This is a genomic window from Novosphingobium sp. ES2-1 (assembly GCF_015169775.1).
In the GTDB taxonomy this organism is placed as follows: domain Bacteria; phylum Pseudomonadota; class Alphaproteobacteria; order Sphingomonadales; family Sphingomonadaceae; genus Novosphingobium; species Novosphingobium subterraneum.
Window position 1 is genome coordinate 258,862 of record NZ_CP063446.1, and the last position, 23,255, is coordinate 282,116.

The window sequence follows — 23,255 nt, forward strand, 5'->3', positions numbered from 1 at the left end:
TCGTGCCTTCAGCAAATGGGAGTGGGCCGATAGAGCGAGCCGTTGGCCCAACCGACGATATCGTCACTGCCCGAAGTGATTAGATCGTCGACCTCGCCGACCAGCAGGTCGTGCGTGCCAAATCTGACATTCTCGCGGATTGTGCAGAAGATCGCGGCGGGAGCTTTGTCGATGTACCAGAGGCCCTCATGCGCATGGTGGACGTGTTGGCGCCAATCATCCTGGCGAAACCGCATTTCGCGCGCAGCGGGATCGGCGAAGGGGCGGACGTGGCCGTCCTGCCCAGCCTGCAGCAGGTTGATGCAGAACCGTCCGGCCCGCATCATTGCATCGTGCGCCGAACCCGAGCGGTTCACACAGATCGCCATTGCTGGAGGATCCAGGCATACCGGCATCAATGCCGACATGGCGAGGCCCACCGGCGCGCCATTTTCGGGATCGAAGCTCGTAACAATTCCCAGGGGCGCTGGCATGAAGCGCAGTACGCGCTTTAGGCGGGCATCGAGCGCAGTTTGTTCGTTCGGCATCAGGGCCTTGCCTCCTGACTCCGGCTTTCGATCGGGGCCTCGTCAAACTTGTACTTGATGATGTCGACCACGATGGCCGGTGTCAGGGTACGGATGCCGCGGACCGTGGAGAGCTTGTCCAGCAGGAAATCGGACAGGCTGTCGAAATCGCGCAGGGCGACGAGCATGTCGATGTCGTAGCGCCCGGTGACCATATGCGCGGCGAAGACTTCGGGCAGGGCGCCAAGCTCCGCCGCGACTTCCGAGGCTGGGCGGCCGTCCACCTCGACCGAGATGCGCAGCAGGACGTTGAAGCCGTGGGCGGAGAAATCGGACACCGCGACGACGCGCAACTGGTTCGCGTCTTCCATCCGGCGGATGCGGGTGGAGACTGTCGTCGCTGTAAGGCCGAGGCGTTCGGCGATCTGCTGGTTGTTGGCGCGGCCGTTGCTGCGCAACTCGCGGATGATCGCCTGATCGGTAGCGTCAAAGCTGAACACGCGGGCGGCGAGGCTGCTGGCGCTTCGCGTTCCGTTTGCCGGACGCGCCATCAGGCCACCTCGCAGATGGCGCGCACCGCTGCTCGCGCGCCGTGCATTGCGCCCTCGATATAGCTAACACCGTTGGCATCGCCGATGGCGTGGACATCGAAACCGGCGATACGGAGGGAATTCGCCAGCGTCAGGTCGCCTCGCGCGCCCTTGGCGACGATGACGTTGCCGGCGGGAACGGTCTGCGGCTGGCCCGCAGCGTCGGTGAAGGTCACGCTGTCCTTGCCGATGGCGATGGTGGTTGCGCCCGCGTGGAGGCCGACGCCATGTTCGGCGAGTTCGGCCATCAGGCGCATGCGGCGCACCAGAGTGAGGCCCTTGCCCATGCGCGGGGCTTCCTCGATCACGTTGACGATGCGGCCACGCTCGCTGAGGAATTCGGCAAGTTCGAGGCCGACGAGTTCGCCGCCGATGATGGTGACGGTATCCGCAAGCGGCATCCAGGCGTGGGTGGCCTTGCGCACCAGCGCGAGATTGGCAGTGGCACCCGTCGCCGCGCCGACCTTGGTGGCGAGACGGGTGAACAGGCCGGTCTTGCGCTTCAGATCGTCAGAGCTTTCGCCCAGCATCATGCGGCGCATATCATCGCCCGAGTAGACGTGGTCCTGATCGTTGCCGGGGATGGGCGGCATGTCGCGGATCGCGCCAGTGGCTACAATGACGGTCTGTACGCCGAGTTCGCGCAGCAGTTCGGGGGTTGCGACGGTCGAGAGGCGGACGTCAATGTCGGCCTCCTTCACCTCACGGCGCAGCCATTCGAGCAGGCGCTCGTTCGGTTCATAGGCGAGGCTGGCAAAGCGCAGGGTGCCGCCCAGGCGGTCCGACTTCTCGATCAGCGTGACCTTGTGGCCGAGGGCCGAAAGCCTGCGGGCCGATTCCATGCCGCCGGGTCCACCACCGATCACGGCGACGTGACTAGCATTGCCGTTTGCGGCAGGCGCATCGCCTTCGAACTCGTGAGCAAGGTTGGCGTTGACCGCGCAGCGCGTGGGCTGGCCCATGTAGATCGCCGAGACGCAAGTGTAGCAATAGACGCAGGGGCGGACCTTTTCGGTCTCGCCCGTTGTCAGCTTGCGCGGCAGGTGCGGGTCGGCCAGCAGCTTGCGGCCCATCGCGACGAAATCGGTCTCGCCCTTGGCGATGGCGCTTTCGGCGCTGTCCACCTCGATCCGGCCTGAGCCGATCACCGGGATCGACACGACTTTGCGGATTTCGGCCGTGGCGGGGAGGTTCCAGTTTTCCAGATGCGGAATGTTAGACTGCGAGTGCAGCTTTCCGACAGAGGTATCGTGGTACGAGGTGATGGTGATCGCATCGACGCCGGCGGCTTCGACAAGGCGGGCGTGCTCCTTGGCCATTTCCAGCGTGATGCCGCCGGGCTTGCCCACTTCCTGTGAATCGAGCTTGATCCACAGCGGATAATCGCGGCCGACTTCGGCGCGGATCGCGGCGATGACCTCAAGCGTCAGGCGCAGGCGGTTCTCCACGCTGCCGCCGTACTGGTCGGTGCGGGTGTTGGTATACGGCGAGGTGAACGAGGACAGGAGGTAGCCGTGGCCGCCGTGGATCTCGATCCCGTCGAATCCGGCTTCCTTGGCGCGGCGCGCGCCTTGTGCGAACTGCTGCACGGCAAGGTCGATGTCGGCCTGTTCGAGCACCTTGAGCTCGGGCATCTTCATGCCGGCCAGCGCCTGCAGTTCCTCCATGAGGAAGTAGTCGATGAAGCTGCCCTTGGGCGCGGGCGGAACGGCCGGTCCCCACAGTTTATGGCCCCAGCGGTTGAAGCTGTATCCGGCAACGAATCCGCCGTGGTGCAATTGCGTGGCGATCTTCGCACCGTGAGCATGGACACGGTCCGTCAGTGCCCTGAGGCCGGGGATGAAACGATCGTCCGAGATCGCGGTCTGCTGCATTGCCACTGCGCCGACCGGCCAAGCAACGCCGGCCACGCCACAGATGATCAGACCAGCCCCACCGCGCGCCTGCTCTTCATGGTAGGCGATCAGTTGTTCGCCTACCGTGCCGTCATCTTCCGACAAGCTTACACCCATCGCGGTGACGGCAATGCGGTTCTTGGTCTCCATAGTGCCGATGCGGCCCGGCGAGAGCAGGTGGGGGTAGAGGTTGGAAGACAACTTTGCGGTTCCTCGTCCGAGCGGCTACGACGTGCAGGATTCTGCCTTGCAGCGTCATATTGTCCATTATTGCGTAATCCATGGCTGATTGCCCTACGATAATCAAGGTGGAAAGCGGAGGCTTTTGGCATCTTGCGGAATATCTGGGCCAAATTTCCCCATGGAGACGCGCATTTCTCGCGTTTCTCTCGAATATTCGTAAAAACATGTCTTCACGGCTACGCATGGTGTTGACATTGGGAGATCTGTGGCGGCATCTGCGTTACCTGATAGCAAGGGCTTCCGCCAAGGAATCCGGGACAGGATCGAGATGGGCATGGAGTGGCAGAGCGAGGTCGACGTTGTCGTCGTCGGATCGGGCGCAGGCGGGATGCTCGCCGCGCTGGTGGCGGCAAAGAACCGTGCGGAAGTCGTGGTGGTTGAGAAGGACAAGCTGTGGGGTGGAACAAGCGCCACCTCTGGCGGCGGCATCTGGATTCCGGGCAGCGACCAGGCCAAGGCAATGGGCTTTGAGGACAATCTGGACGATGCTTTCAAATATGTCCGCGCGCTTTCGGCTGACAACGTGCCCGACGAGAACATCCGCGCTTATGTCGAGAACGCCGCGCCGATGCTGCGCTGGGTGACGGCAAACACCGGCGTCGTCTACACCTCGCAGCCCTATCCCGATTATCATGCCGAGAACCCCGGGGGATCGGTCACCGGATACCGCACCCACCTGCCCGAGATGTTCGACGGCACGCTGCTGGGCGAGGACCTCAAGACGCAGCGGTTGCCATCGCCTGCGGCGAGCCTCTTCGGCTATCTCAACTGGACCTTCGCCGAGACCTACCAGTTGCTCTATCGCGGTCCCGGCTGGCTGACGGGGCTGGCGAAGAACATGGCGAAGTACTGGTTCGACTGGCCGCTGCGCTTCACTTCGCGCAAAGATCGGCGGCTGACGCTGGGCAATGCGCTGACCGGCGCCTTGCGGGTCGCGCTGAACGAGGCAGGCGTGCCGGTGTGGCTCAAGACGCCGATGAAGGAGCTGGTGACCGAGAACGGGCGTGTCGCCGGGCTGGTGGTGGAAAAGGACGGCAAGCCTTTTGCCATCCGCGCGCGCAAGGGCGTTGTGCTGGCGGCGGGCGGGTTCGACAAGAACCAGCAGATGCGTGATGCGAACGCGCCGCTCTACAACAAGGCCTGGGCATCGGGCGGGGTGACCAGCAACACAGGCGATGCGATCCGGGCAGGGCAGGCCGTAGGCGCGGGCACGATGAACATGCATTCGGCCTGGGCCGCGCCGGTGTTTCATGTTCCCGGCGAGGACCGCGGGCGGCTGTGCACGATCGAACGCGCTCTGCCGGGGTGCATCATGGTCAACCAGAAGGGCCAGCGTTACCTCAACGAGGCCGCTTCGTACCACATCGTCGGCCAGCAGATGGCCCGGCGGCAGCGCGAATTCGCCGATGCCAGCCCCAGCTGGATGGTGTTCGACCACAAGTATCGCCACCAGTTCCCGATGGGGCCGCTGCTGCCACTGGTGCCGGACTGGCTGCAATCGGGTGCAGTCAAGTCGATCCTCAAGAAGGGGCGCACGATTGCTGAACTGGCGCGGGACATGGGCGTCGATCCGGCAGCGCTGGAGCTGCAGATCGCACGGTTCAATGCAGGCGCGACCAAGGGCGAGGATCCCGAATTTCATCGCGGCGAGGCGGCCTATGACAAGATGTATGGCGACTATCGCCACCAGCCCAATCCCTGCCTGAGACCGCTGACCGAGGGGCCGTTCTACGCCATGCCGATCTATCCCGGCGACATCGGCACCAACGGAGGCTTGCGCACCAATGCCAAGGCGCAGGTGGTGGACGATGCCGGACAGCCGATTGCCGGGCTCTATGCCGTTGGCAACAACGCGGCATCGGCGATGGGCGAAAGCTATCCGGGTGCGGGCGTGACCATCGGGCCGGCAATGACCTTCGGCTATGTCGCGGCGCGGGACCTGACCGGGGCCAATGACTGAAGCGGGCAAGGTCGTCCGCATCGGCGGGGCGAGCGGGGCGCTGAATGACAGCGCGATTGCCGTGCCGGGGCTGCTCAAGGTCGAGGGGCTGAACTACCTTGCCTTCGACTACCTGGGCGAAGGGGCGATGGGCATCTTCCGGCGGATGAAGCAGGCCGATCCGCGCTCAGGCTTCCTACCGGATTTCGTCGACATCCACATCGGGCCATATCTCACGGAACTGAAGGCGCGCGGCATCCGCGTTACCGCCAACGCCGGGGGCATGAACCCGGAAGGCCTGGCCGAGATGATCCGCCAACGTGGGCGCGAGCAGGGGCTGACCTTGCGCGTGGCGACAGTGACTGGCGACGACGTCGAACATCTAGTGCCGCAGCTGCGCGCCGAGGGTTTGCGCGATATGTACAGCGGCGCATCCCTGCCCGAGGGCGAGATCGGAATGCACGCCTATATCGGCGCGTTCGGGATCGCGCGTGCGTTGGATGCCGGGGCAGACGTGGTGATTACCGGGCGCGTGGTCGATTCCGCGCTGATCCTCGGGCCCTTGATCCATGAGTTTGGCTGGGGACCGGACGATCTGGATCTGCTCGCAGCGGGCACGGTGGCGGGGCACCTGCTGGAATGCGGCGCGCAGGCGACGGGCGGGACCTTCACCGACTGGCAGGATGTTCCGGACTGGGCGAACATCGGCTTTCCGGTTGGCGAATGCCATGCCGATGGCAGCGTTGTGATGACCAAGACCGATGGCACGGGCGGCCTCGTTTCAGTGGGCACGATTGCCGAGCAGCTGCTTTATGAAGTGGGCGATCCGCGCGCCTACATCGTGCCCGATGTGGTGTGCGACTTTACCGGGATCATGCTGGAGCAAGTGGGGCCGGACCGGGTGCTCGTGCGCGGTGCCAAGGGCTATCCAGCGCCCGAAACGCTCAAGCTGTGCGGGACTCATGAAGATGGCTGGCGCTCGGTTGCGCTCATTCCGGTCAGCGGGATTGATGCTGTGGCCAAGGCGCGGCGGACGGCAGAGGCCTTGCTCGAGAGGGTTTCCGCCATGCTGGAGGAGCGCGGCTGGGGGCCGTGGCGGCAGAGCCATGTCGAGGTGATCGGCACGGAGACGGCGTGGGGACCGAGGGCGCAGGCGCTGGAGCCCCGCGAGGTGCTGCTCAAGATCGTGGTCGATCATGCTAATCCGGCAGCCTGCATTCTGTTCGGGCGCGAACAGACCACAGCGATCATGAACATGGCGGTCGGCACCTCGATCGCGCCGATCATCGCCGCACCGCGCGCCTTTCCGCTGACGGGCATGTTCTTCGGCCTGATCGACCGGCGCCGCGTGACGCAAGCGGTGGCGCTTGATGGAGTGGCGCTGGACTTTGCCGACCCGGTGGTGCCGGGGTTCGATCCGGCGGCATTGCCGCAGATCGAGGGCGAAGCGGCAGTGATCGATGGCGAACTCGTCGAAGTGCCGCTGATCCGGCTGGCGTGGGCACGCAGTGGCGACAAGGGGCGGCTGTTCAACGTCGCGGTCATTGCCCGCGATCCGGCATTTCTGCCGTGGATCCGGGCGAGCCTGACCGTGGCAGCAGTGACGGACTGGTATCGCCACCTCTTCGACACTCCCGCGCATGCGCGGGTCGAGCGGTTCGAAGTGCCGGGCGTCCATGCGATCAACTTCCTGGCGCATGACGCACAAGGCGGCGGGATCAACCTATCGCCGCGCTTCGATGCCGCGGCCAAGAGCATGGCGCAGCACCTGCTGGAGATGCCGGTGCGCGTGCCGGCGTCGCTGATCTGAAAGAGGACAAGCTGATGGCCGACGACCTGCCCTACCTTGCGCGCGGTGCGAAGCCTGTGGCGACCGACAGCACCGTGCTGGTCAGCAATTCCGATTACCTCAACGAGCCGCGCCTGCGCGACTGGCTGGCCACGGCCTATTTGCGCAAGAGCGGCAAGGATTCGCCCACAACGCTTGATGCGCACAAGCTCTATGGCATCCTTGCTGACATTTTCGACGTGCCGCGCATCGAGGAACTGTTCACCGCCGAGCGCAAACGCTGGCCTGAGCTTGATGCGTGGTTCGCGGCGGGCTTTTCGTCGAACTTCACCGTGGAGGAGCTGCTGGCCAATCCGGATGGCTCGCTTGGCCACACCTTCGGGCGCTACTTGCGCGACAACGGTTTCGAGATCGACATCGTGCCGCGCTTCACTCCCCGCAACCAGTTCGAGTATTTCTCGCTCCGCAGCGGCCAGACGCATGACCTAGAGCATATCGTCTGCGGCGGCGGGTTCGATATCATCGGCGAGCTGGTGCCCTACTTCGCTCGGCTGTCGAACCTGCCGCGTTTCCTCGATCCTGAACTGGTCGGCCTTATCAATGCCGGGCAGTTGCTGGGCGCATTGAGGCTCGTTTCGCGCACCGGGCTGCATTACCAGGCCGCGTTCCCGACCGCGCTCAAGGCCATGCGCCGCGGCATGGACGTGGGCGAGCAGTCCGGCCCCTACTGGATGGCGAAGTACGAGGACGTATTCCACTTGCCGATCGAAGAGGCGCGAGCAGCGTTGGGCATTGTCGGCGCGGTCGATCTGGACAGCCGTGAGGCCTCGCTGCTGTGGCCTGAATACAGCTGAGCCCCGAGACAACCGAGGGGCTGGCGCTTTCGCGCCGGCCCCTCTCCCCTGTTGCAATGCGATCAGACTTTGGCAGATCAGAAGTTGACGCCCAGCTCCACGCCATACGTGCGTCCGCGTTCGTAGCTGCCGGTGAACAGCAGTACCGGGGCGCCGAAGCTGATGTAGCGCTTGTTGAAGATGTTGTCCCCGAACACCGAGAGCGAGACCTTGGCGCCGCCGAGGCCCACGTCGGCAACGCCCAAGCGACCGTTGACCAGCCAGTAGGCGGGTTGGCGGTTGCGGTCCTCCAGTACTGGCTGGTTGGTGAGAAGATCACGCAGCGGAGTGGAGGTGAGGTAGTATGTGCTGCGGTAACGGCCCTCGATCAGCGCAGTGACATGACCGCCGCTGCTGGAAAAATCGGGTGAGTTGTAGCTGGCGGCGGCGCGGCCGGTCCACTTCGAGAAGTATGTCGGGCGTGCGAAGGCAGCGACGTCCTGCCCGTTCAGGATGAACTGCTTGTAGTCGAAGTCGGTGTAGGACACGCTGCCTGAAAGGTTCAGGCCCGCGACCGGCACGACATCCAGTTCGGCTTCGAAGCCCTTGATCTTCGCCTTGCCTGCGTTGTCGAAGAACTGTCGCCCGTTGATGAAATTCTGGGTCTGCAGGTCCTTGTAGTCGTTGTAGTAGGCCGCCACGTTCAGCCGCACCTTGTTGTCGAGGAACTGGGTCTTGGCGCCCAGTTCATAGCTGGTCAGGTTTTCCGGACGATAGGGGATGCCCGAAAGGATGCCGCCGGAAACGTAGCCGGTGGCGACTTTCGCAAAGAGTGTGGTCTGTTCGGTCGGGCGCCAGGTCGCGATGCCGGTCCAGGTCAGCTTCTTGTAGGTTGCCTTGTAGTCACCAACGCCCAGCGAGCCACCTTGCGCGCCCGAGATCACGAAGATCTTTAGTTCGCGGTCGTCGATCGTGCCGCGGAGGCCGCCGGTCAGGTCGAAGGTATCGGAGAGGTGCCAGGTCAGCTGGGCATAGCCGGCCATGGAGTCGTTGATGCCTTCGGTGCGGGTGATGCCGCTGCCGAAGATGTTGTCGAGCGGGCTTGGCACGATGGTGGCAGACGGCGTGGGCGAAAGGATGCCGAGCACTTCGGTGCCGGGCGACTTTTCGTGGAAATAGAACAGGCCAGCGGTCAACTGGTAACTGTCGTTGGAAAGCTGGAACTGCAGCTCCTGGCTGAACTGCTCTTGACGAGTGGCTCGGGCCGAAAGCAGCGGGAAAAAGTAGTCGTTAGGTCCGGGTGCATTGGCCGGGTTGAACAGGATCGCCTGGATCTGCTGCGGGGTCAGCCCGGGGGTAAGGAATGCACCCAACTGCTGGAAAGTGAAGCGCATGCCGCCGGCCGAGCCGAGATCGAAGATCACCGGGTCCTGCCGGAACTTGCGGTAGGCGCTGATCGACTTGACGGTGAAGTTGTCGCTGGCCTCGAGCGTCAACGTCAGGCTGTGGCCCTGGGTGACGACATGCTCCTCGCTGGTGGCAGCTGCGACCGAGGACAAGGGACCATTCAGCCCCTCGTTGGTAGTGCCGCCAAAGAACGGCTGAAGCGCCACGATGGGGCCGAGCAACTGCCCCGAGGCGTCGGGGATCACGCCAAGGCTCTGCATCGCGCGGCCCGAGGCACGGGTGTCGGTATAGTCGAAGCGGTAATCGGCGATAAGCGCGCCGAACTCGCCGCGCACCGCGATTTGCCCGCCATCGACGTTGCGATAGCCGAGCTTGTTGACGAAGCGCTGCGTGCCGAATTCGGGCGCGCGCAGGGCGATATTGAGACCCTTGCCGCCCATCGTGTTGGTCACGTCCCCATCGATCTGGTCATGCAGGTAGGACAGGCGGATCGAAAACGGGCCAATCTGCGGCAGGTCGAGCGAGACCTTGCCGCGGAAGGCATCGTAGTTGCCATAGGAGCCGGTGGCGCGCACGCCCCACTCGCCCTTGGGGGCGGCGGTGACGATGCTGATTGCGCCGGATGTGGCATTCCGGCCGAACAGCGTGCCCTGCGGCCCGCGCAGCACCTCGACCCGCTGGATGTCGGAGAAGTCGAGCAGCGATCCCACGGCACGGCCGATGTACACGCCATCGATATACATGCCGACCTTGGGATCGACCGAGTTCGACGAGGTTCCGGAAGCGACGCCGCGAATGATGATGGTGGGGTTGGATTGCTGGCCCTGCGCGTTGAACTGCAGGCTGGGCGCGAGGCCGGCGAGGTTGCGCACGCTGGTGACGCGCAACGCTTCCAGTTGTTCGGTGCCAATCGCAGTAACTGCCACGGGAACCTTCTGCAGGCTTTCCTCGCGGCGCTGGGCAGTGACGATGATTTCCTGGACCGAGGCTGACTGGCCGGTGGTTTCGGCCTGCTCTTCAGCTGCGTTTTCCTCGGCGTGGGCCAGAGGTGCGAAGGCCAGCGCGCCAGCCGCAAGTATCGTGCCGCGCAGGAGCATGCTGTGGGTATGCCGTGCTTTCATGATGTCTCTCCCTCCGTTGTTTTCTGACGCCAGAGCTTGTTGCCGGGCGCGATGCAAAAGGAGCGGCAAAGCGCGCTGCGCTCGCCGCCCCTGTCATTCAGCAAGGTGGTCCGGTGATGATCGGACTGGCCTTCATTCGGCAGCTTCCATCATCGGGACGCCATAGTTGGGGTCGTCCTCGTTGCAGAGGCGGTTGGTATCGTCCCAGCGGCTGTCGATCACGGGCGTGATGTTCAGTTCGCGACGGATGTCCTCGATCTGGACGTCGGCATATTCGCGCCAGTCGACCAGCATCAGCGGGTACTTCCAGTTGCGGCCCTGCTGCGCGCCGATGAACTCCGCTTCGAGATTCACGACCATCGCTTCGGGATAGAACAGCGCGTCCTTCATCGTCGTCTTGGCCTTGAGGTAATAGGCGATGCGGCTGAAGAAGTTGCTGAGCTCGGGGTGGAAGTAGAGCGCCTTGGCGTGCATGTTGGCTGAAAGCAGCGCTATTTCGCCGCCATGGTTCGGGCCGAAGCCGGTGATCATGTGCTCGATATCGTGCGAAAGCGCGGTCTGGCGCAGGTAATAGGTGAAGTCGTTGACGACCTGAATTTCCTGGAAGAACAGATCGAGCTGGTAGCCCGAATTGACCATGAAATCGTGGATCTTCGCGCCCAGCGTGCCGGGGGCGCAGTCCTTGGTCTCGTCGATCGTGAAGTTGGACAGGCTCTTGCGCTCGAGCCAGCGCTTGAACAGCGGCAGGCGGGCCTTTTCCGTCTCGAACAGTTCAATGATGCGGGGCATGTCTTCCAGATCGTGGAGGATCTGCGCCACTTCCGGGATGTATGCCGTGTTGGGAAGGTCAGGCCCGTTGCGGCGCAGCATCTCCTGCGAGATCAGTGCGCGCAGGCCCGCATGGTTGAGGTACTTGGAAGAGCTTACGAGGACCGAGCTTTCAGTCTCGATCTTCTGGATCCGGCCGTTGAAGTAGGCCCGGTCGGCATCGCCGATCTTTGCTTCGCTCATGTCGGCATCCTTTCCTGATATTCTGCAAAGGGTTAGGGGGCGTCCGGGAGGGAGTGGACGCCCCCAGTGCGAGGGTTCATCTTGGGGATTTGGCCCTCGCTAAGACGGTCACTCCGCAGCCTCTGCCAGCGCAGCATCGTCGTTGGCGGGGGACAGGAACTCACCCGGCATCGCGCCGGTGAATGCGCCGTTCTCGAAAGTCGGAACGCCGTTCACAAGGGTGAGGCGGGTGGGCATCGCGGCGCGGGTGAAACGCCAGGTGGTGCCGCCCTTGCCGTCGGGCACGTCGTGCGCCTTGACCATTTCGCGGCGCTGGATCTCGTCCATGTTGAACACGGCAATGTCGGCGCGCTTGCCTACCGCGATCACCCCACGATCGTGCAGGTTGAAGTGGCCGGCGAGCTTGCCGGTCATGATGTGGATGGCCTGCTCCAGCGTCAGCTTCTTCTGTTCGCGGACATACTGGGTGAGCAGGAGCGCGTTCTCGCCCCCACCGCACAGCATCTGCAGGTGGGCGCCAGCGTCGGAGATGTTGCCGACGGTCTTGGGGTCCTTCATCAGCTCCAGCGTCAGGTCCTCGTCCTTGGGGAAGGGGGCCATGTGGACGGTGGAGCGGGTGCCGTTCTTGAGGATCCAGTCGGCCATAGCGTCGGAGCGGTGCAGGCCCAGGCTGTCGGCGTATTCCTTCAGCGTGATGTTCAAGGGCCCGGTACCGTTCTCGCTGTCGAGCAGGAACAGTTCCTGAGGGTTCTTGAGCGGCGAATGATCCCAGGCCTGCGTGTCCCAGCTTTCACGGGCACGGGCACGCCAAGCCGGATCGGCGAGAAGCTGCGCCTTCTTGTGGTGGTCGTCCTCAAGCACGACTTCATGCCAGACATAATCGTTCGACTGCGCGAAGATCAGCGACTTCACCAGGCTGAGGGTCGAGGTGGGCGAGACGTGGGCATAGCCCGGCCACACGTCGACACCGGCTTCGCGCATCTTGCGCACCGATTCCTGCATGGCGGGCAGGATGCCCTTCTGGAATTCGAGCGTCGGGATGGCCCCTGCAATCTGGCACTTGATGTTGCGGCCGCCGAGAAGCTTCGCGAGACGCTCCAGATTGGCCGGGCCGGTCATGCGCATGAAGGTGTCGACAATGACCTGGTAGCAGCAGCCGGGATAGCGCTCCATCACGTCGAACAGGGCTTCGAACTCGGCGTCGTTCGCCATCAGTGTCGGGACGGGGCGGTTCTGACCGTCATGGTCGTGCATGTTGTCTGACATGCCGAGCGCACCCGCGGCGAGCGCGTCGTCGAGGAGTTCGGCCATCTTCGCGATTTCTTCAGGGGTTGCCTCACGCTCCCAGGCCTCGACGCCCATTGCTGCCAGGCGGATGGCGATGTGGCCGACATAGGCGGCGTAGTTCAGCGGTGCCTTGACGTTGCGTTCGACCGATGCGCGGTACTCGCTCCACTTGTTCCAGTCCCACGGCAGGTTCTGCATGAACGGGCCTTCGGGAATGTCCTCGAAGAACGAGAAGATGCCGATCATCTCGCGCTGGGCGGGCATGTATTTATGCAGCGGTGCTGCGGAAAAGCCGCAGTTGCCAAGGATCATCGTCGTTGCGCCATAGCCCGGCAGGGGATCGAGATCGGGCTGCCACCACATCGTCCCGTCGTAGTGGGTATGGCTCTCGATGAAGCCGGGGGTGACGTGGCAACCGCTGGCGTCAAACACGCGTTCTCCAGCCGGTGCGAGGCCTTCACCGACCTCGGCAATCACGCCGTTCTTCACGCGCACGTCAGCCTTGAAGGCGGGTGCACCGGTGCCGTCCACGACGGTGCCGTTCTTGATGAGGATATCGGTCATTTCATTCTCCCGTTGGGTTCGCGAGATCGCTGCATGTTGCGCAGCATCGTCCGCAGAATCTTGTTCGTTGGGTGCAGCATATGCATGGGTGCGGTTGTGCGAAGACGGGCTCTTGCCAAACGGATCATCCTGTTATCTAATTCGGATCATGACGCGATACGAACCTACGGCATCAGCGATGATTTCTGCTCTGCGCCGTCATTTGCGCAAAGATGGATGGACAGTTCTACGACTTTCGCGGGAGCTGGGCGTCGGTGAGGCCACCGTGAAGCGGTGGCTGGCGGGCAAGGGACTTACGATCGACCGGCTTGAGCGCATGGCGCAGTTGTGCGGGCTGGTGCTGGGTGACCTGGCGAGGGAAGCAGAAGAGTGCCCGGGCGATCTCGCGCATGAGCTGACGCTGGCGCAGGAGAAAGCCTTGTCGACCAACATCTTCCTCTCGTTCCTGTTCATGGCCCTGCTGGGCGGAGTGCCGGCAGAGGAAGTGGCGGCTGACTTCAATGTGCCCGCTGCGGCAATGGATGCTGCGCTCGAACGGCTTGAACGTCTGGCGCTGATTGACCGGTTGCGCAGCGGGCGCGTGCGGCCGCTGGTAGACCGCGCTTTGGTCTTTCGGAAGCAACCCTTGCGCGCCCTGTTCGAGGTTCACATGAAGCGCACGTTGTTCGAACTTGATTATTCTCAGCCTGAGACCGTCTACAGTGCAGAGACCGTCAAGCTCTCACCTGCCGGTGCTGCGCAATTGGCCGAACTCATCGAGCGCCATCACGTGGAAGTGCAGGTGCTTGCCGAACGTGACCGCGAGTCTCATGCGGGTGTGGCAGGTAGCGGTTGGTACGGCATGCTGAGCGTGATGCGCCCCCTCGACATGGAACCAATGCGTGTGGACGGGATCACGGCATGGACGGATGCACTAGGTGCGGGTGGTGCAAAGGGGCCGGTGTGAACGTCTTTGCGCAACCAGCACCTGCTCTTGGCATCAGGCAGAAACCTGAAAAATGTAACGCTAGCGTCCAGACTTGCTCAGGGTCATAAGGCTATGGCTGCTTCGAGGCGAGCGGCTGGCAGGCGGTTTACGACTTGGCGGACGGGCGATGAGCCTCGACATCACAGACTTCGCATGGGGCTGCCGCGACTTCATCAGTCAGGAAGTGGTTGCAGGTGCCTTTACGCAGACACCGTGCGATCTTCCGCAGATCTCGCGGCCCCCTGCACGGCACGAAGAGAATGCGGCCGCTAGCTCGAGGCCTCCACCAGGGCCTTCCGAAGGGATCGCAGAAAGAGATCCACATGCTCCTCTTGGCAAACCAGAGGCGGCCTGATTTTCAGGGTATCCTCGTTTGCGGAGGTCGTGCTGATCAGAACGCCGTCATCCCGCATGAGATTGACCACGTCCAGCGCCCGACCACGCCGCTGGTGGGTCGAGTCCGAATCCAGACCGATATCGACGCCGAAGAAGAGCCCCGCATTGCGGATGGCACGGATTCCGGGGGTTTCGCTCGCAATCTGTTCGAGCCCGGCATGCAGTCGTGCGGAAGCGGCCAGTACGCTTTCCATTATGCAGTCCCGCTGCAAAATGGTTAGCACTGCATCGGCAGCAGCGATGCCGACCGTATTGCCGGCAAAGGTGTTCGAATAGCGTGCTGTGTTGCCAAACTTCTCCATCGGAGACCGTCGACCGACCACGCCGCCGATCGGAAAGCCGTTACCCATCGGCTTGCCCAAGGTGACCAGATCAGGAACGATGCCGTGGCGTTCGAAGCCCCACATATGGGCGCCGGTGCGGCCAAAGCCGGGTTGCACTTCGTCCGATATGACCAACCCGCCAACCTCGCGCACTGCCTCGACCGCGCCCGCAATGAAGCCCGGGGGATCGATCCAGACGCCGTCGCTGGAAAAAATGCTGTCGAACAGCAGCGCGGCGACGCCGATGCCACGACGCTGCAAGTCGGCGATCGCCGCACGAACTTCAGCTTCGAAGAAGCCGGAGGCGTCTGCATCGGACACACCCGCAGGGCCGGGAAGGCGCGCGATTCTTGCGTAGGGACTCAGGTTCACAGCAGCGCCCAGGTTCGGAGAGACCGCGGCTACAGCAGCACTGGTGCCGTGATAGGCGTAAGACGTAACGATGACCCCTTCGCCACCGCTCGCGAGACGCGCGATGCGCAGGGCAAGGTCGTTGGATTCGCTGCCGGTGCAGGTGAAGACCACGCGGTCCAGCTCGGGCGGAAATGTTGATGTGAGCCGCTCGGCATATTCCACCAGCCTCGGCTCGAGATATCGCGTGTTGGCATTGAGCCGCGCGGCCTGCTCGGCCATCGCCGCATTTACTTCCGGGTGGCAGTGGCCGAGCGAAGGCACATTGTTGTAGAAATCAAGGTAGGGCCGATCGTCCGGATCGTAGAGCCACATGCCTTCGCCCCGGACAAAGTGTACAGGCTTGCGGTATTGTAGCCGATAGGATGCGCCGAGCACAGCATCCCGCCGTGCGATCAACTCGGCCTCGCGCTCCGACAGTTCCGCATCGCCGGGGCGGTAACGATTGGGCATGAGATCTACAGACATCAATTCTCGCCTCATGTTCGGGTATCAGGTGTCGTCAGGAACGTGACTTTTGCGCCTCAGGCTGCTGCAGTTTCGCTTCGGCTCAGGAGCGCCAACCCTCTCTCGGCCCTGTGGACGTTCTTCATGATGTAGCCAGCTGCATCGGGGAAAAGATGCGCTCGCCAATGATTGATAAGGATGAGCGCACCTTGGCGCGCACGCATCAGGCCAGGCAGCAACTCGACCTCGAGCGCCGAGAGGGGCAGGATGGAGGCATAGCCTGCGATCAGATGCTCGGCTCCCCCCAATGGCAATGCAGGATCGCTAACGAAGTGTCCCGCAGCAATGGCGAGGTCCTGCAAGCGCGGGTTCCAGCCGCCGTCGCCGAAGTCGATGAAGGCCACGCCTTGCGGCGTTGCGATCATGTTGAAAGGGCTCGGATCGTTGTGAGTGGCCTGCCAGTCCAGTTCGCCAAGTCGGGGCGCGATGGCTTCGGAATAGTCCGCCATAGCCTGCCGCACATGGCAGGCGGTGGGTCCTTCGGGGACGTAACGCTGCAGGCGGGCCAAGCCATTCCAGCATTGGAGGTTCCACAGGACCGGCCGCCGGGCGCCGGGCAGTTCAAGGGTGGCCATGGCACGGTTTAGCCGCGCCAACCCCGCGCCTACATCGTGCAGCAAGGCGGGTGAATGCACGAGCGTGTGCAGGGCTGGCCCATCGACACACGTCTGGAGGTATCCGCCCGTATCCTCATGCTCGAATAGCAAGCCGCCTTGATCTGTGCGGATCACACGCGGGACAATGACGTCGGCGGCATTCTCGAGTTCGGCGAGAACGGCGCTTTGGAAGCGAAAGCTATCACACGCGGACAGCCGGTTTGAGGTCTTGAGGATCAGGCGTTGGCCATCGGCAAGCGTCGCCACACAAGTGCGCTCGACCTCGGACGACAGCGTTGTGAGGGCAGCCTTGATCCCGTAGTATGCATGCAGCAGGAACTCGCCGGTTTCTGGCTCGGCAATGTCCGGAAGCTGCGCGAGGCTTTCGGCGGCAGCGCGCAGGAACGCGGGGCCATCGCCAAAATGTGCTGCAATGGGTGCGGTGGGCGCCATGGCATTCACCTCGGCGAACCGAGACTCACAGCCCGAATACTGCGGGCAGGCGTGTGATGTCTGGAATTTCGCTATATTCGTAGAATGGATTGGCTGGCTCGTGGCCGCGGTTGACCCAGACCTTGCTTTTGATGCCGATGTCATAGGCCGACATCAGATCGTGTCGGAACGAGGAGGAGACGTGAGTGATGTCCTCCGGTCCGCATCCAAGTGTGTCGAACATGTACTCGAACGCCTGCAGATGCGGTTTGTAGGCTCCGGCATCCTCAGCGGTCAGAACGGCGTGGAAGGGTGCGCCCAGCTTCGCCACATTCTTCGGTATCTGTGCGTTCATCGAATTGGTCAGGATTACCAGGGGGATATGCCGTGCCAGTTTTGCGAGACCCTCTGGTACATCTGCATGGGGCCCCCAACTGGGCACCCGGTTGTAGATTTCCTCGGCCTGTTCCGGCCTGAACGAGACGTTGTTGCGCTTGCAGGTGCGTTCCAGGGCCTTGTACACCACTTCGCTATACGGCTTCCAATCGCGCAGCACTTCATCGAGACGATATGCCTGGAAGTTGCGGATGAACTCGACCATGCGCGGCTCGTCTAGCAAATGACCAAAATGATCGCGTGCGGCATCTGCCATCTGGAAATTGATCAGCGTACCGTGACAATCGAAAGTCACGTACTTGGGGCGAAAGTGGCTCATGGCGGCTTCCTCATCCTTGCGGTGCCGCCGTTAGTAATCGCCGCGATGAAATGGGTTTTGCCGAATGTGTGAGGCTTTCGGCAGAATTTGCCGAGATTTAGGTTCCCGGCCGCTCAAGACCAACGATTGCGCGCGTATATGAGTATTTCCTCAAATGAATAAGCTTGTAGATTTACATATATCAACACCAATTCGTGTCTTGTGTCCTAGTTTCAATGGTTTGCAGGCGATAAACCTGTCCATTGTGTTTCGCTCATAATTTGGACGATCAAGGGAGTTGGAAGTGCAAGACGCCGTAGGCGGCTCACTTCCTACTCGCTTGATCGTAACCCGATCGCAGCGTGACGGTTCAGTCTTCAGAGGAGGGCAGCGGCTCGGGCGACTGTCCCGGTGATACGCGAGCTAGGACAGCCGTGTAGAGCTGACGCCAGTGTTCCGCCTTACCGCGCTCACGCTCGGCCGTTCGGTCCGCCTTAGCCCTTTCGGCACGGGCATCCCGGAGCTCGGTCTCAAGGCGCTCGATCTTGTTGCGGAGTGCCGCTTCGATGTGCCGATATTCCTCGGGCGTTCGCAGCGGGACCTTCTTGCCGTCTATCACCTCGGTTTCCGCGCGGGTTTCGACGCGTTCCTCGCCGATCTCGTCGGCGAAGTTGTTGTAGAGGTACTGGCGGCTGACCTTTGCTTCACGTGCCACCGAGACGAACGTCACAGCCTGCCTGGTGTCGCGCAGCCGCATGATCGCATCCTCGACTGCAGCGCGCTTCTCTGCGCTACGACGGCTGCGGGCATCGTTGAGTGTTGCGATCCGCAGATCCGGTCCCATGGTCATGACGTCGCTTCCTCTCGAGCAGTGGCCGGCCTGTAGCGCTGCTTTTCACCCTTGTAGAGGCCGTGCTCCTCGATGGAGCGGATGATGGTGTCGGTGTTGTGGACCGCATCCTTATTGCGTTGCAGGCGCTTGCGCGTGATGTCGGCCATGCGGGTCTGTCCGCCTTCCTCGTAGTTCTGCGCTTCCTGCTCGAGCCCTTCGATCGCGGCGTAAAGTCCGGCCCGTTCACAGCGGAAGTGCTCCACGTCGCCGCCATCGGCGCGGAAGAACCGGCAGGTCAGGCAGGCGTGGGCGTGCTCGCACCATTCGCCGAGTTGCCCTGGCAGCGTGCAGGCGCCGCCGCAGACCCGCGTGGCCAGCATGGTTTCCTTGCGCAGCAGGAGATCGCCGACCGCTTCGTCGACCTTGCCCGCGATTGTGAAGAACTGGCCGCCACCCTTTCGCAGCAAGGCGTTCTTCTTGAGATCGAGACGCTTGTTGACGTACATCGACGCCATATCCGGCGAGGCATGGCCGAGCTCGAACATGATGCTCAGGATGTCGTGGCCTTCGGCCGCCATTTGTGTCCCTCGATGGTGGCGCAACGGATGCCATGAGAAGTCGAACGGCTTGCCTTCGCCATCGACGATCCCGTGCCTGAGGCACAGCATCCTGAGCTCCTGCAAGGTCCAGTTGTAGCCGAGGAACGATTCCCGCTTGCCGTAAAAGACGGGGAACAGGTATTTCGTGGCGCGCCCGTAACGCTGCCGGACGCGATCCTGCTGGGCTTCGATCAACTCGATCATGGCCCGGTGCGCGGGATCGGTCGCCAGCAAGGGCTTGGTGTTCCAGCGGCTGACCTTGTTCTGCCAGAACGTGAACAGCATGAACCGCTTGTCGTGCGGATCGGGCCGCAGGCAGTCGAAGAGCAAGGCATGCAGGTCTTCGGCTCGCGCACCGGTGGTGATCCCGATCATGAAGATTACCGGGATAGGGGCAGGCAGTTCATCGAGCCTGGCCATCATCGCGGCCAAGGCCTCAGGAGGCGCCGCCCGGTTGGCGCCCTCTCGCGAAGCGTAGAGCCGGTTGCGCGGGTCATCCGGTGCCTGCTTGTAACGGATGCGCCGCGCCGCGCGCTTGTCGAGCGCGATCCGCGGCCATTCCCCCGGCAGTAGCACCGGTGCTGCCCGCATCAGTTGGACGATGTCGGTGTACCAGTTCTTGCCGGCGGCATTGCGCGCGTTTCCCCATGCAAGATAGCGCTCCATCGTTAGTTCGTTGATCTTCGCAGGACCAGCGACGGATTCTTCGTGGAGGAACTGCGCAAACAGCCGTAACCGAGATCGCATCGCGATCACCGTTCTTGGCGCAAATTCCCCATGTGCGACCTTGTCGAGCAGGAAGCCGCGCATCAGCGGGCGCAGCCACGGCTCGAAGTTCAGGAAGTTGATATAGGTGTCGCTTCGCCGTTGCCGATCGCGGAAGCGTGTGTCCTCCTCGCTGTAGAGATCGTTGAGCAGGATGATGTCGCGGTCATGCATCGGTGCCATCTGCGCCCGGTTGATGATCGCGAAGCGATGGATATCACCGAACAGCTGCACTTCCGGTGAGCGGAACTCGCTGGTGACGATCTTGCCGCCCCGGATCCACTGGCGGGTCTGGCTTTGCCTGCGCCGTCCATAATTCGCGCCATACCAGGCGGCGTAGCACTCCAGCACTGCATCGTTGTGGTGGTTCCGTTTGCGCGCACCCTCGTCATCTGATGGCGCGAAGCCGGGGTGAGGGATGTCGGCAAGGCAGCCCGCCTCAAAGTGACCAAGCAGGTCCGCGCCTTCCTCTACCAGATAGCGGATCACCGGGATCCGGCGCTGGAACCAGTGGGCGTCCGCCTTGCGATCGTCGAGAACGGATACCGCCAGGTAAGCCTTGATCTCGTTGGTGAGTACCGGAACCGCAGCCTGAAGCGGCAAGCTTGCGTATGTCTGGCTCAGCCAGGGATGGCCGAACACCTCACCCATCATGGCGTCCGACCAAATGGGATTGGCGACGAGGAGGGGGGATATCTCCGCGAGGCGCCCCTCAAGCCAGTTGTTGTAGCGATCGGTATCGTGCGGCGTGCCGCCGACGAGCGCCAGCGGCGTCAGGCCCATCGCAGATCCTTTCCGAGCAGCTCAGCCTCGCGAAGTTTCTCAAGCCTTTCATGCACCTCGTCGGGTCCTGTGAGGTAAAGCCTGCGGATTTCCGAGGCGAACAGGTGCTGATAGAACGCCGCTGTCGTTTGCGGGCTGGCATGCCCGAGCCGGTCGGCCACTTCGAGCAGGCTGTATCCCGCCGCGATCGCCTCGGATGCATGGCTGTGGCGGAACATGTGCCAGCTGAAGGCGATATGGGTGCGCTGCTCCAGCAGGCCCGCGAGCTTCTGCGCGTAGGACAGGCTCATGGCGTGCCCGATGACGCCGGCTTTGACATTGGTGAAGACGTACTCGGCGCCGGACTCGAAGGCTGGCAGATATTCGTCGCTGGTGATGTAATCGACGTACATGTTGAGCACGTAGTCGTGCACCGGCACACCGCGCGTCCGGCCCGATTTCGCACGGGCCTCATTGGCATTGTCTTCGCGCGGAACGACCCAGATGACCTTTTCGGCGAGATCGATATCGACATGGCGCAGGCCCAGCGCTTCACCGATCCTAAGGCCGGTGTTGTAGAGCAGCACGACCAGGAAGGCGTCGCGCGCGAGCCCGCAGGCCTCGATCAGCCGCAGAACCTCGCTCGGCGTCAGCCGCTTCTTGAGCACCTGCTGCTGGACCCGGCCGGGATCGCCCGAGAGATAACGGTCTTTGCGCCGTGTCGTCCGTCGCTGGCTGATATGCTCAAGGAACGGCTTGTAGATCCGATGGCCGTCATAGGCCTTTGTGACCTCGGTCGTATCGACCGCGAAGTCGTCAGTGCCGTTGTAAAAGCGGTAGAACGATTTGACCGCGAGCTGGATCTGGTTGCGCGTCGATGGTGCCAGAATCCGCGTTTCCTGCTTGCGTAGCAGGATCAGCCGAGGACTTGGCAGCGCATCCTTTCGGCGGGCAAGCCGCCAGGCAAGGAAGCTGTCATACAGCGCAACCGTGGCTTCATGGATGCCGGCGCCGTTTGCGCCGAGGAAGCTAGCGAAGTCCACAACGTGGCGAACATAAGCGCGGATCGTGTTTGGTGACGCATGGGTCTGTTCGAGATGGACGATCCAGTGACGAAGGCACTCGACGACATCGCCGTCATCATCCAATACCGTCCACGACCGGCGACCGCCGGGCATTTCGATGCGCGCAGCCTGCCAGGGCGTCGTAGCGAACGGAGTGGACACGGTCGCTGATACTGTTGAAAGACCCCCGTGACTGCAAGCCTTTCGCCATCACACTGGACACAGTTTACATGGACAGTTATGGTATCGGTATTTACATAATGTAAATTATCAGTTTTGCGCATAAGGAGTTGCGCAAGTTATGATATGCTTCTTCTGCCGTGCAGAAGCGCTGGCAATGGGGCCTTGCTTCGGTTGCGTTCCCAAGCGACGGGCGACGTCGCGCTCGTGGCGCCAGAGTCTGGACATTGCTGGACTATCGGCCCGGACCGAGGAAATCGAATTAGCTCGATTTCAATTCCGTCCGCCACCGGCCGAGCCGGTCCACCGCTTCGTCGAGCATCGCGGCGTTCTTGCAATGGCACAGCCTGACGATGTGATCGGGACGTCCTTCCCCTTCCCACAGCGCCGAGATGGGGATCGAGGCAACGCCCGCTTCGCGCACGGCCCTCTCGCTGAACGTCCGGTCGTCCAGCGCAATGCCGGAAGCAGGCAGGTCGATGCAGGTGAACCACGTCGCCACGTTGTCCAACACGCAAAAGCCCTGCTGCTTCAGCCTGGCAATCAGCCGCTCGCGCGTGACAGACCATTGCGCATGGCAGCCTGGTGCAATCGCCGGATCGTCAAGCGCTTCGGCCACGGCCCATTGTAGCATCGGCGGGGTGGTGAAGGTGAGGAACTGATGCGCTCGGCCAACCACCGCGGCCACTTCTGGGGCGCCTACGATCCAGCCAACCTTCCACCCGGTTGCGCCAAAGATCTTGCCCGCAGAGCCGATCTTGACCGCCCGCTGCGCCATCCCCGGCTGCGCCAGCAGCGATGCATGCGCCCGGCCGTCGAAGCGCACGTTTTCCCAAACTTCATCACAGATCGCGAAAAGATCATGCGCAACGCACAGTCCCGCCAGCATGGCGAGGTCGGCTGGCGACGCTACCGTCCCTGTGGGATTGAGCGGATCGTTGAGGACAAGTGCCCGCGTCCGGGGCGTGATCGCCCCGGCGATGGTGGCGGCGTCGAACGCCCACACTGGCGGCTTGAGCGCGACGAACACCGGCTTGCCGCCTGCACGGCGGACCAGCGGCGCATAGGCATCATAGGCAGGCGCGAACAGCAGGACTTCGTCACCCGGCGCAACCACCGCCAGGATGGCCGAAGCCACCGCCTCGGTCGCGCCCGATGTCACCACGACGCTTTCCGGCGCAAGATCGAGACCTTGGATGCGAGCGTAGAAGCCTGCGACAGCCCTTCGCAGTTCGGGCAATCCGGCCATCGGCGGATACTGGTGCGATTGCTCCATCGCGGCGCGGGTCAATGCGCGCAGCAATTCGGTAGGAGGAGGACCATCTGGGAACCCCTGTCCCAGATTGATCGCGCCCAGATCGCGGGCAAGGCCGGACATGTGCTCGAAGATTGTCACCGGCATTTCGGCATAGATCGGGTGCAGGTGCGAGTGCGGCATGGTCATCACTTGCCAACCTAGCCAGCAGCGGGGCCTGCTTGCAATGTTTCCCCACAATCAGATGCGCGTGGCCATTTGGGTGGTTGAAGTGAACTGATTTCAGG

The 23,255-nt window shown here is 62.7% G+C and carries 17 protein-coding genes; 4 read left to right on the plus strand and 13 right to left on the minus strand.

Annotated features, from left to right (window positions below):
- Positions 1–8: 8 nt before the first annotated feature.
- From IM701_RS16560 to IM701_RS16570, 3 genes are read right to left on the minus strand one after another with little or no spacing between them, the layout of a single operon-like run.
- Entirely contained in the window at positions 9–527 is a 519-nt protein-coding gene (locus tag IM701_RS16560) for a flavin reductase family protein (RefSeq protein WP_193828809.1), read from the minus strand.
- Positions 527–1,057 carry an Lrp/AsnC family transcriptional regulator gene (locus tag IM701_RS16565; protein WP_062344497.1) on the minus strand — a complete coding sequence of 177 codons (531 nt, stop codon included), beginning with the start codon at positions 1,055–1,057 and terminating at the stop codon, positions 527–529. The genes IM701_RS16560 and IM701_RS16565 overlap by 1 nt, the downstream gene beginning before the upstream one ends.
- Positions 1,057–3,192: an FAD-dependent oxidoreductase gene (locus IM701_RS16570; protein WP_193828810.1), complete on the minus strand. Its 2,136-nt coding sequence runs from the start codon at positions 3,190–3,192 to the stop codon at positions 1,057–1,059. Before IM701_RS16570 ends, IM701_RS16565 begins: the two co-directional genes overlap by 1 nt.
- A 316-nt stretch (positions 3,193–3,508) precedes the next feature.
- Here IM701_RS16570 and IM701_RS16575 point away from each other — a divergent pair, with 316 nt between their 5' ends.
- The 3 genes from IM701_RS16575 to IM701_RS16585 are packed head-to-tail and all read left to right on the plus strand — an operon-like array spanning position 3,509 to position 7,816.
- Positions 3,509–5,194: an FAD-dependent oxidoreductase gene (locus IM701_RS16575; protein ID WP_062344517.1), complete on the plus strand. Its 1,686-nt coding sequence runs from the start codon at positions 3,509–3,511 to the stop codon at positions 5,192–5,194.
- Complete coding sequence (locus tag IM701_RS16580; RefSeq protein WP_193828811.1) at positions 5,187–6,983, plus strand: acyclic terpene utilization AtuA family protein; 1,797 nt, start codon at positions 5,187–5,189, stop codon at positions 6,981–6,983. The genes IM701_RS16575 and IM701_RS16580 overlap by 8 nt, the downstream gene beginning before the upstream one ends.
- A gap of 14 nt (positions 6,984–6,997) precedes the next feature.
- Complete coding sequence (locus IM701_RS16585; protein WP_193828812.1) at positions 6,998–7,816, plus strand: Coq4 family protein; 819 nt, start codon at positions 6,998–7,000, stop codon at positions 7,814–7,816.
- A 77-nt stretch (positions 7,817–7,893) separates the two neighbouring features.
- Here IM701_RS16585 and IM701_RS16590 read toward each other — a convergent pair whose 3' ends face one another.
- The 3 genes from IM701_RS16590 to IM701_RS16600 form a co-directional block, all read right to left on the minus strand.
- Positions 7,894–10,323 (minus strand): TonB-dependent receptor, encoded by a 2,430-nt coding sequence (locus IM701_RS16590; protein WP_193828813.1) that lies wholly within the window; start codon positions 10,321–10,323, stop codon positions 7,894–7,896.
- A gap of 132 nt (positions 10,324–10,455) precedes the next feature.
- Positions 10,456–11,334, minus strand: a complete 879-nt coding sequence (locus IM701_RS16595) for a Coq4 family protein (RefSeq protein WP_193828814.1) — start codon at positions 11,332–11,334, stop codon at positions 10,456–10,458.
- A 108-nt stretch (positions 11,335–11,442) separates the two neighbouring features.
- Positions 11,443–13,185: a D-aminoacylase gene (locus IM701_RS16600; RefSeq protein WP_062344507.1), complete on the minus strand. Its 1,743-nt coding sequence runs from the start codon at positions 13,183–13,185 to the stop codon at positions 11,443–11,445.
- A gap of 178 nt (positions 13,186–13,363) precedes the next feature.
- Here IM701_RS16600 and IM701_RS16605 point away from each other — a divergent pair, with 178 nt between their 5' ends.
- The gene (locus IM701_RS16605; protein ID WP_370584376.1) at positions 13,364–14,131 is read left to right on the plus strand and encodes a helix-turn-helix domain-containing protein; all 768 of its coding nucleotides are present in this window, start codon (positions 13,364–13,366) and stop codon (positions 14,129–14,131) included.
- A 290-nt stretch (positions 14,132–14,421) separates the two neighbouring features.
- Here the strand turns inward: IM701_RS16605 and IM701_RS16610 are convergent, their stop codons facing one another.
- From IM701_RS16610 to IM701_RS16640, 7 genes are all read right to left on the minus strand, one after another.
- Positions 14,422–15,750: an aspartate aminotransferase family protein gene (locus tag IM701_RS16610; RefSeq protein WP_193828816.1), complete on the minus strand. Its 1,329-nt coding sequence runs from the start codon at positions 15,748–15,750 to the stop codon at positions 14,422–14,424.
- 56 nt (positions 15,751–15,806) lie between these two features.
- Positions 15,807–16,838 (minus strand): phosphotransferase enzyme family protein, encoded by a 1,032-nt coding sequence (locus IM701_RS16615; protein WP_193828817.1) that lies wholly within the window; start codon positions 16,836–16,838, stop codon positions 15,807–15,809.
- Between the two features lie 25 nt (positions 16,839–16,863).
- Positions 16,864–17,532 (minus strand): haloacid dehalogenase type II, encoded by a 669-nt coding sequence (locus tag IM701_RS16620; protein ID WP_193828818.1) that lies wholly within the window; start codon positions 17,530–17,532, stop codon positions 16,864–16,866.
- Between the two features lie 349 nt (positions 17,533–17,881).
- Complete coding sequence (locus IM701_RS16625) at positions 17,882–18,361, minus strand: hypothetical protein (RefSeq protein ID WP_011445585.1); 480 nt, start codon at positions 18,359–18,361, stop codon at positions 17,882–17,884.
- Positions 18,358–20,490: a tyrosine-type recombinase/integrase gene (locus IM701_RS16630; protein ID WP_010890943.1), complete on the minus strand. Its 2,133-nt coding sequence runs from the start codon at positions 20,488–20,490 to the stop codon at positions 18,358–18,360. The genes IM701_RS16625 and IM701_RS16630 overlap by 4 nt, the downstream gene beginning before the upstream one ends.
- The gene (locus tag IM701_RS16635) at positions 20,481–21,695 is read right to left on the minus strand and encodes a tyrosine-type recombinase/integrase (RefSeq protein ID WP_010890944.1); all 1,215 of its coding nucleotides are present in this window, start codon (positions 21,693–21,695) and stop codon (positions 20,481–20,483) included. The genes IM701_RS16630 and IM701_RS16635 overlap by 10 nt, the downstream gene beginning before the upstream one ends.
- 280 nt (positions 21,696–21,975) lie before the next feature.
- On the minus strand, positions 21,976–23,151 hold the full coding sequence (locus tag IM701_RS16640) for an aminotransferase (RefSeq protein WP_193828852.1): 1,176 nt from the start codon (positions 23,149–23,151) through the stop codon (positions 21,976–21,978).
- Between the last annotated feature and the right edge of the window lie 104 nt (positions 23,152–23,255).

What these genes read in the sequence shown, in the direction of transcription:
- IM701_RS16560 (WP_193828809.1), bottom strand. Translation starts at nt 527, where the DNA reads ATGCCGAACGAACAAACTGCGCTCGATGCCCGCCTAAAGCGCGTACTG.
- IM701_RS16565 (WP_062344497.1), bottom strand. Translation starts at nt 1,057, where the DNA reads ATGGCGCGTCCGGCAAACGGAACGCGAAGCGCCAGCAGCCTCGCCGCC.
- IM701_RS16575 (WP_062344517.1), top strand. Translation starts at nt 3,509, where the DNA reads ATGGAGTGGCAGAGCGAGGTCGACGTTGTCGTCGTCGGATCGGGCGCA.
- IM701_RS16580 (WP_193828811.1), top strand. Translation starts at nt 5,187, where the DNA reads ATGACTGAAGCGGGCAAGGTCGTCCGCATCGGCGGGGCGAGCGGGGCG.
- IM701_RS16585 (WP_193828812.1), top strand. Translation starts at nt 6,998, where the DNA reads ATGGCCGACGACCTGCCCTACCTTGCGCGCGGTGCGAAGCCTGTGGCG.
- IM701_RS16590 (WP_193828813.1), bottom strand. Translation starts at nt 10,323, where the DNA reads ATGAAAGCACGGCATACCCACAGCATGCTCCTGCGCGGCACGATACTT.
- IM701_RS16595 (WP_193828814.1), bottom strand. Translation starts at nt 11,334, where the DNA reads ATGAGCGAAGCAAAGATCGGCGATGCCGACCGGGCCTACTTCAACGGC.
- IM701_RS16600 (WP_062344507.1), bottom strand. Translation starts at nt 13,185, where the DNA reads ATGACCGATATCCTCATCAAGAACGGCACCGTCGTGGACGGCACCGGT.
- IM701_RS16605 (WP_370584376.1), top strand. Translation starts at nt 13,364, where the DNA reads ATGATTTCTGCTCTGCGCCGTCATTTGCGCAAAGATGGATGGACAGTT.
- IM701_RS16610 (WP_193828816.1), bottom strand. Translation starts at nt 15,750, where the DNA reads ATGTCTGTAGATCTCATGCCCAATCGTTACCGCCCCGGCGATGCGGAA.
- IM701_RS16615 (WP_193828817.1), bottom strand. Translation starts at nt 16,838, where the DNA reads ATGGCGCCCACCGCACCCATTGCAGCACATTTTGGCGATGGCCCCGCG.
- IM701_RS16620 (WP_193828818.1), bottom strand. Translation starts at nt 17,532, where the DNA reads ATGAGCCACTTTCGCCCCAAGTACGTGACTTTCGATTGTCACGGTACG.
- IM701_RS16625 (WP_011445585.1), bottom strand. Translation starts at nt 18,361, where the DNA reads ATGACCATGGGACCGGATCTGCGGATCGCAACACTCAACGATGCCCGC.
- IM701_RS16630 (WP_010890943.1), bottom strand. Translation starts at nt 20,490, where the DNA reads ATGGGCCTGACGCCGCTGGCGCTCGTCGGCGGCACGCCGCACGATACC.
- IM701_RS16640 (WP_193828852.1), bottom strand. Translation starts at nt 23,151, where the DNA reads ATGCCGCACTCGCACCTGCACCCGATCTATGCCGAAATGCCGGTGACA.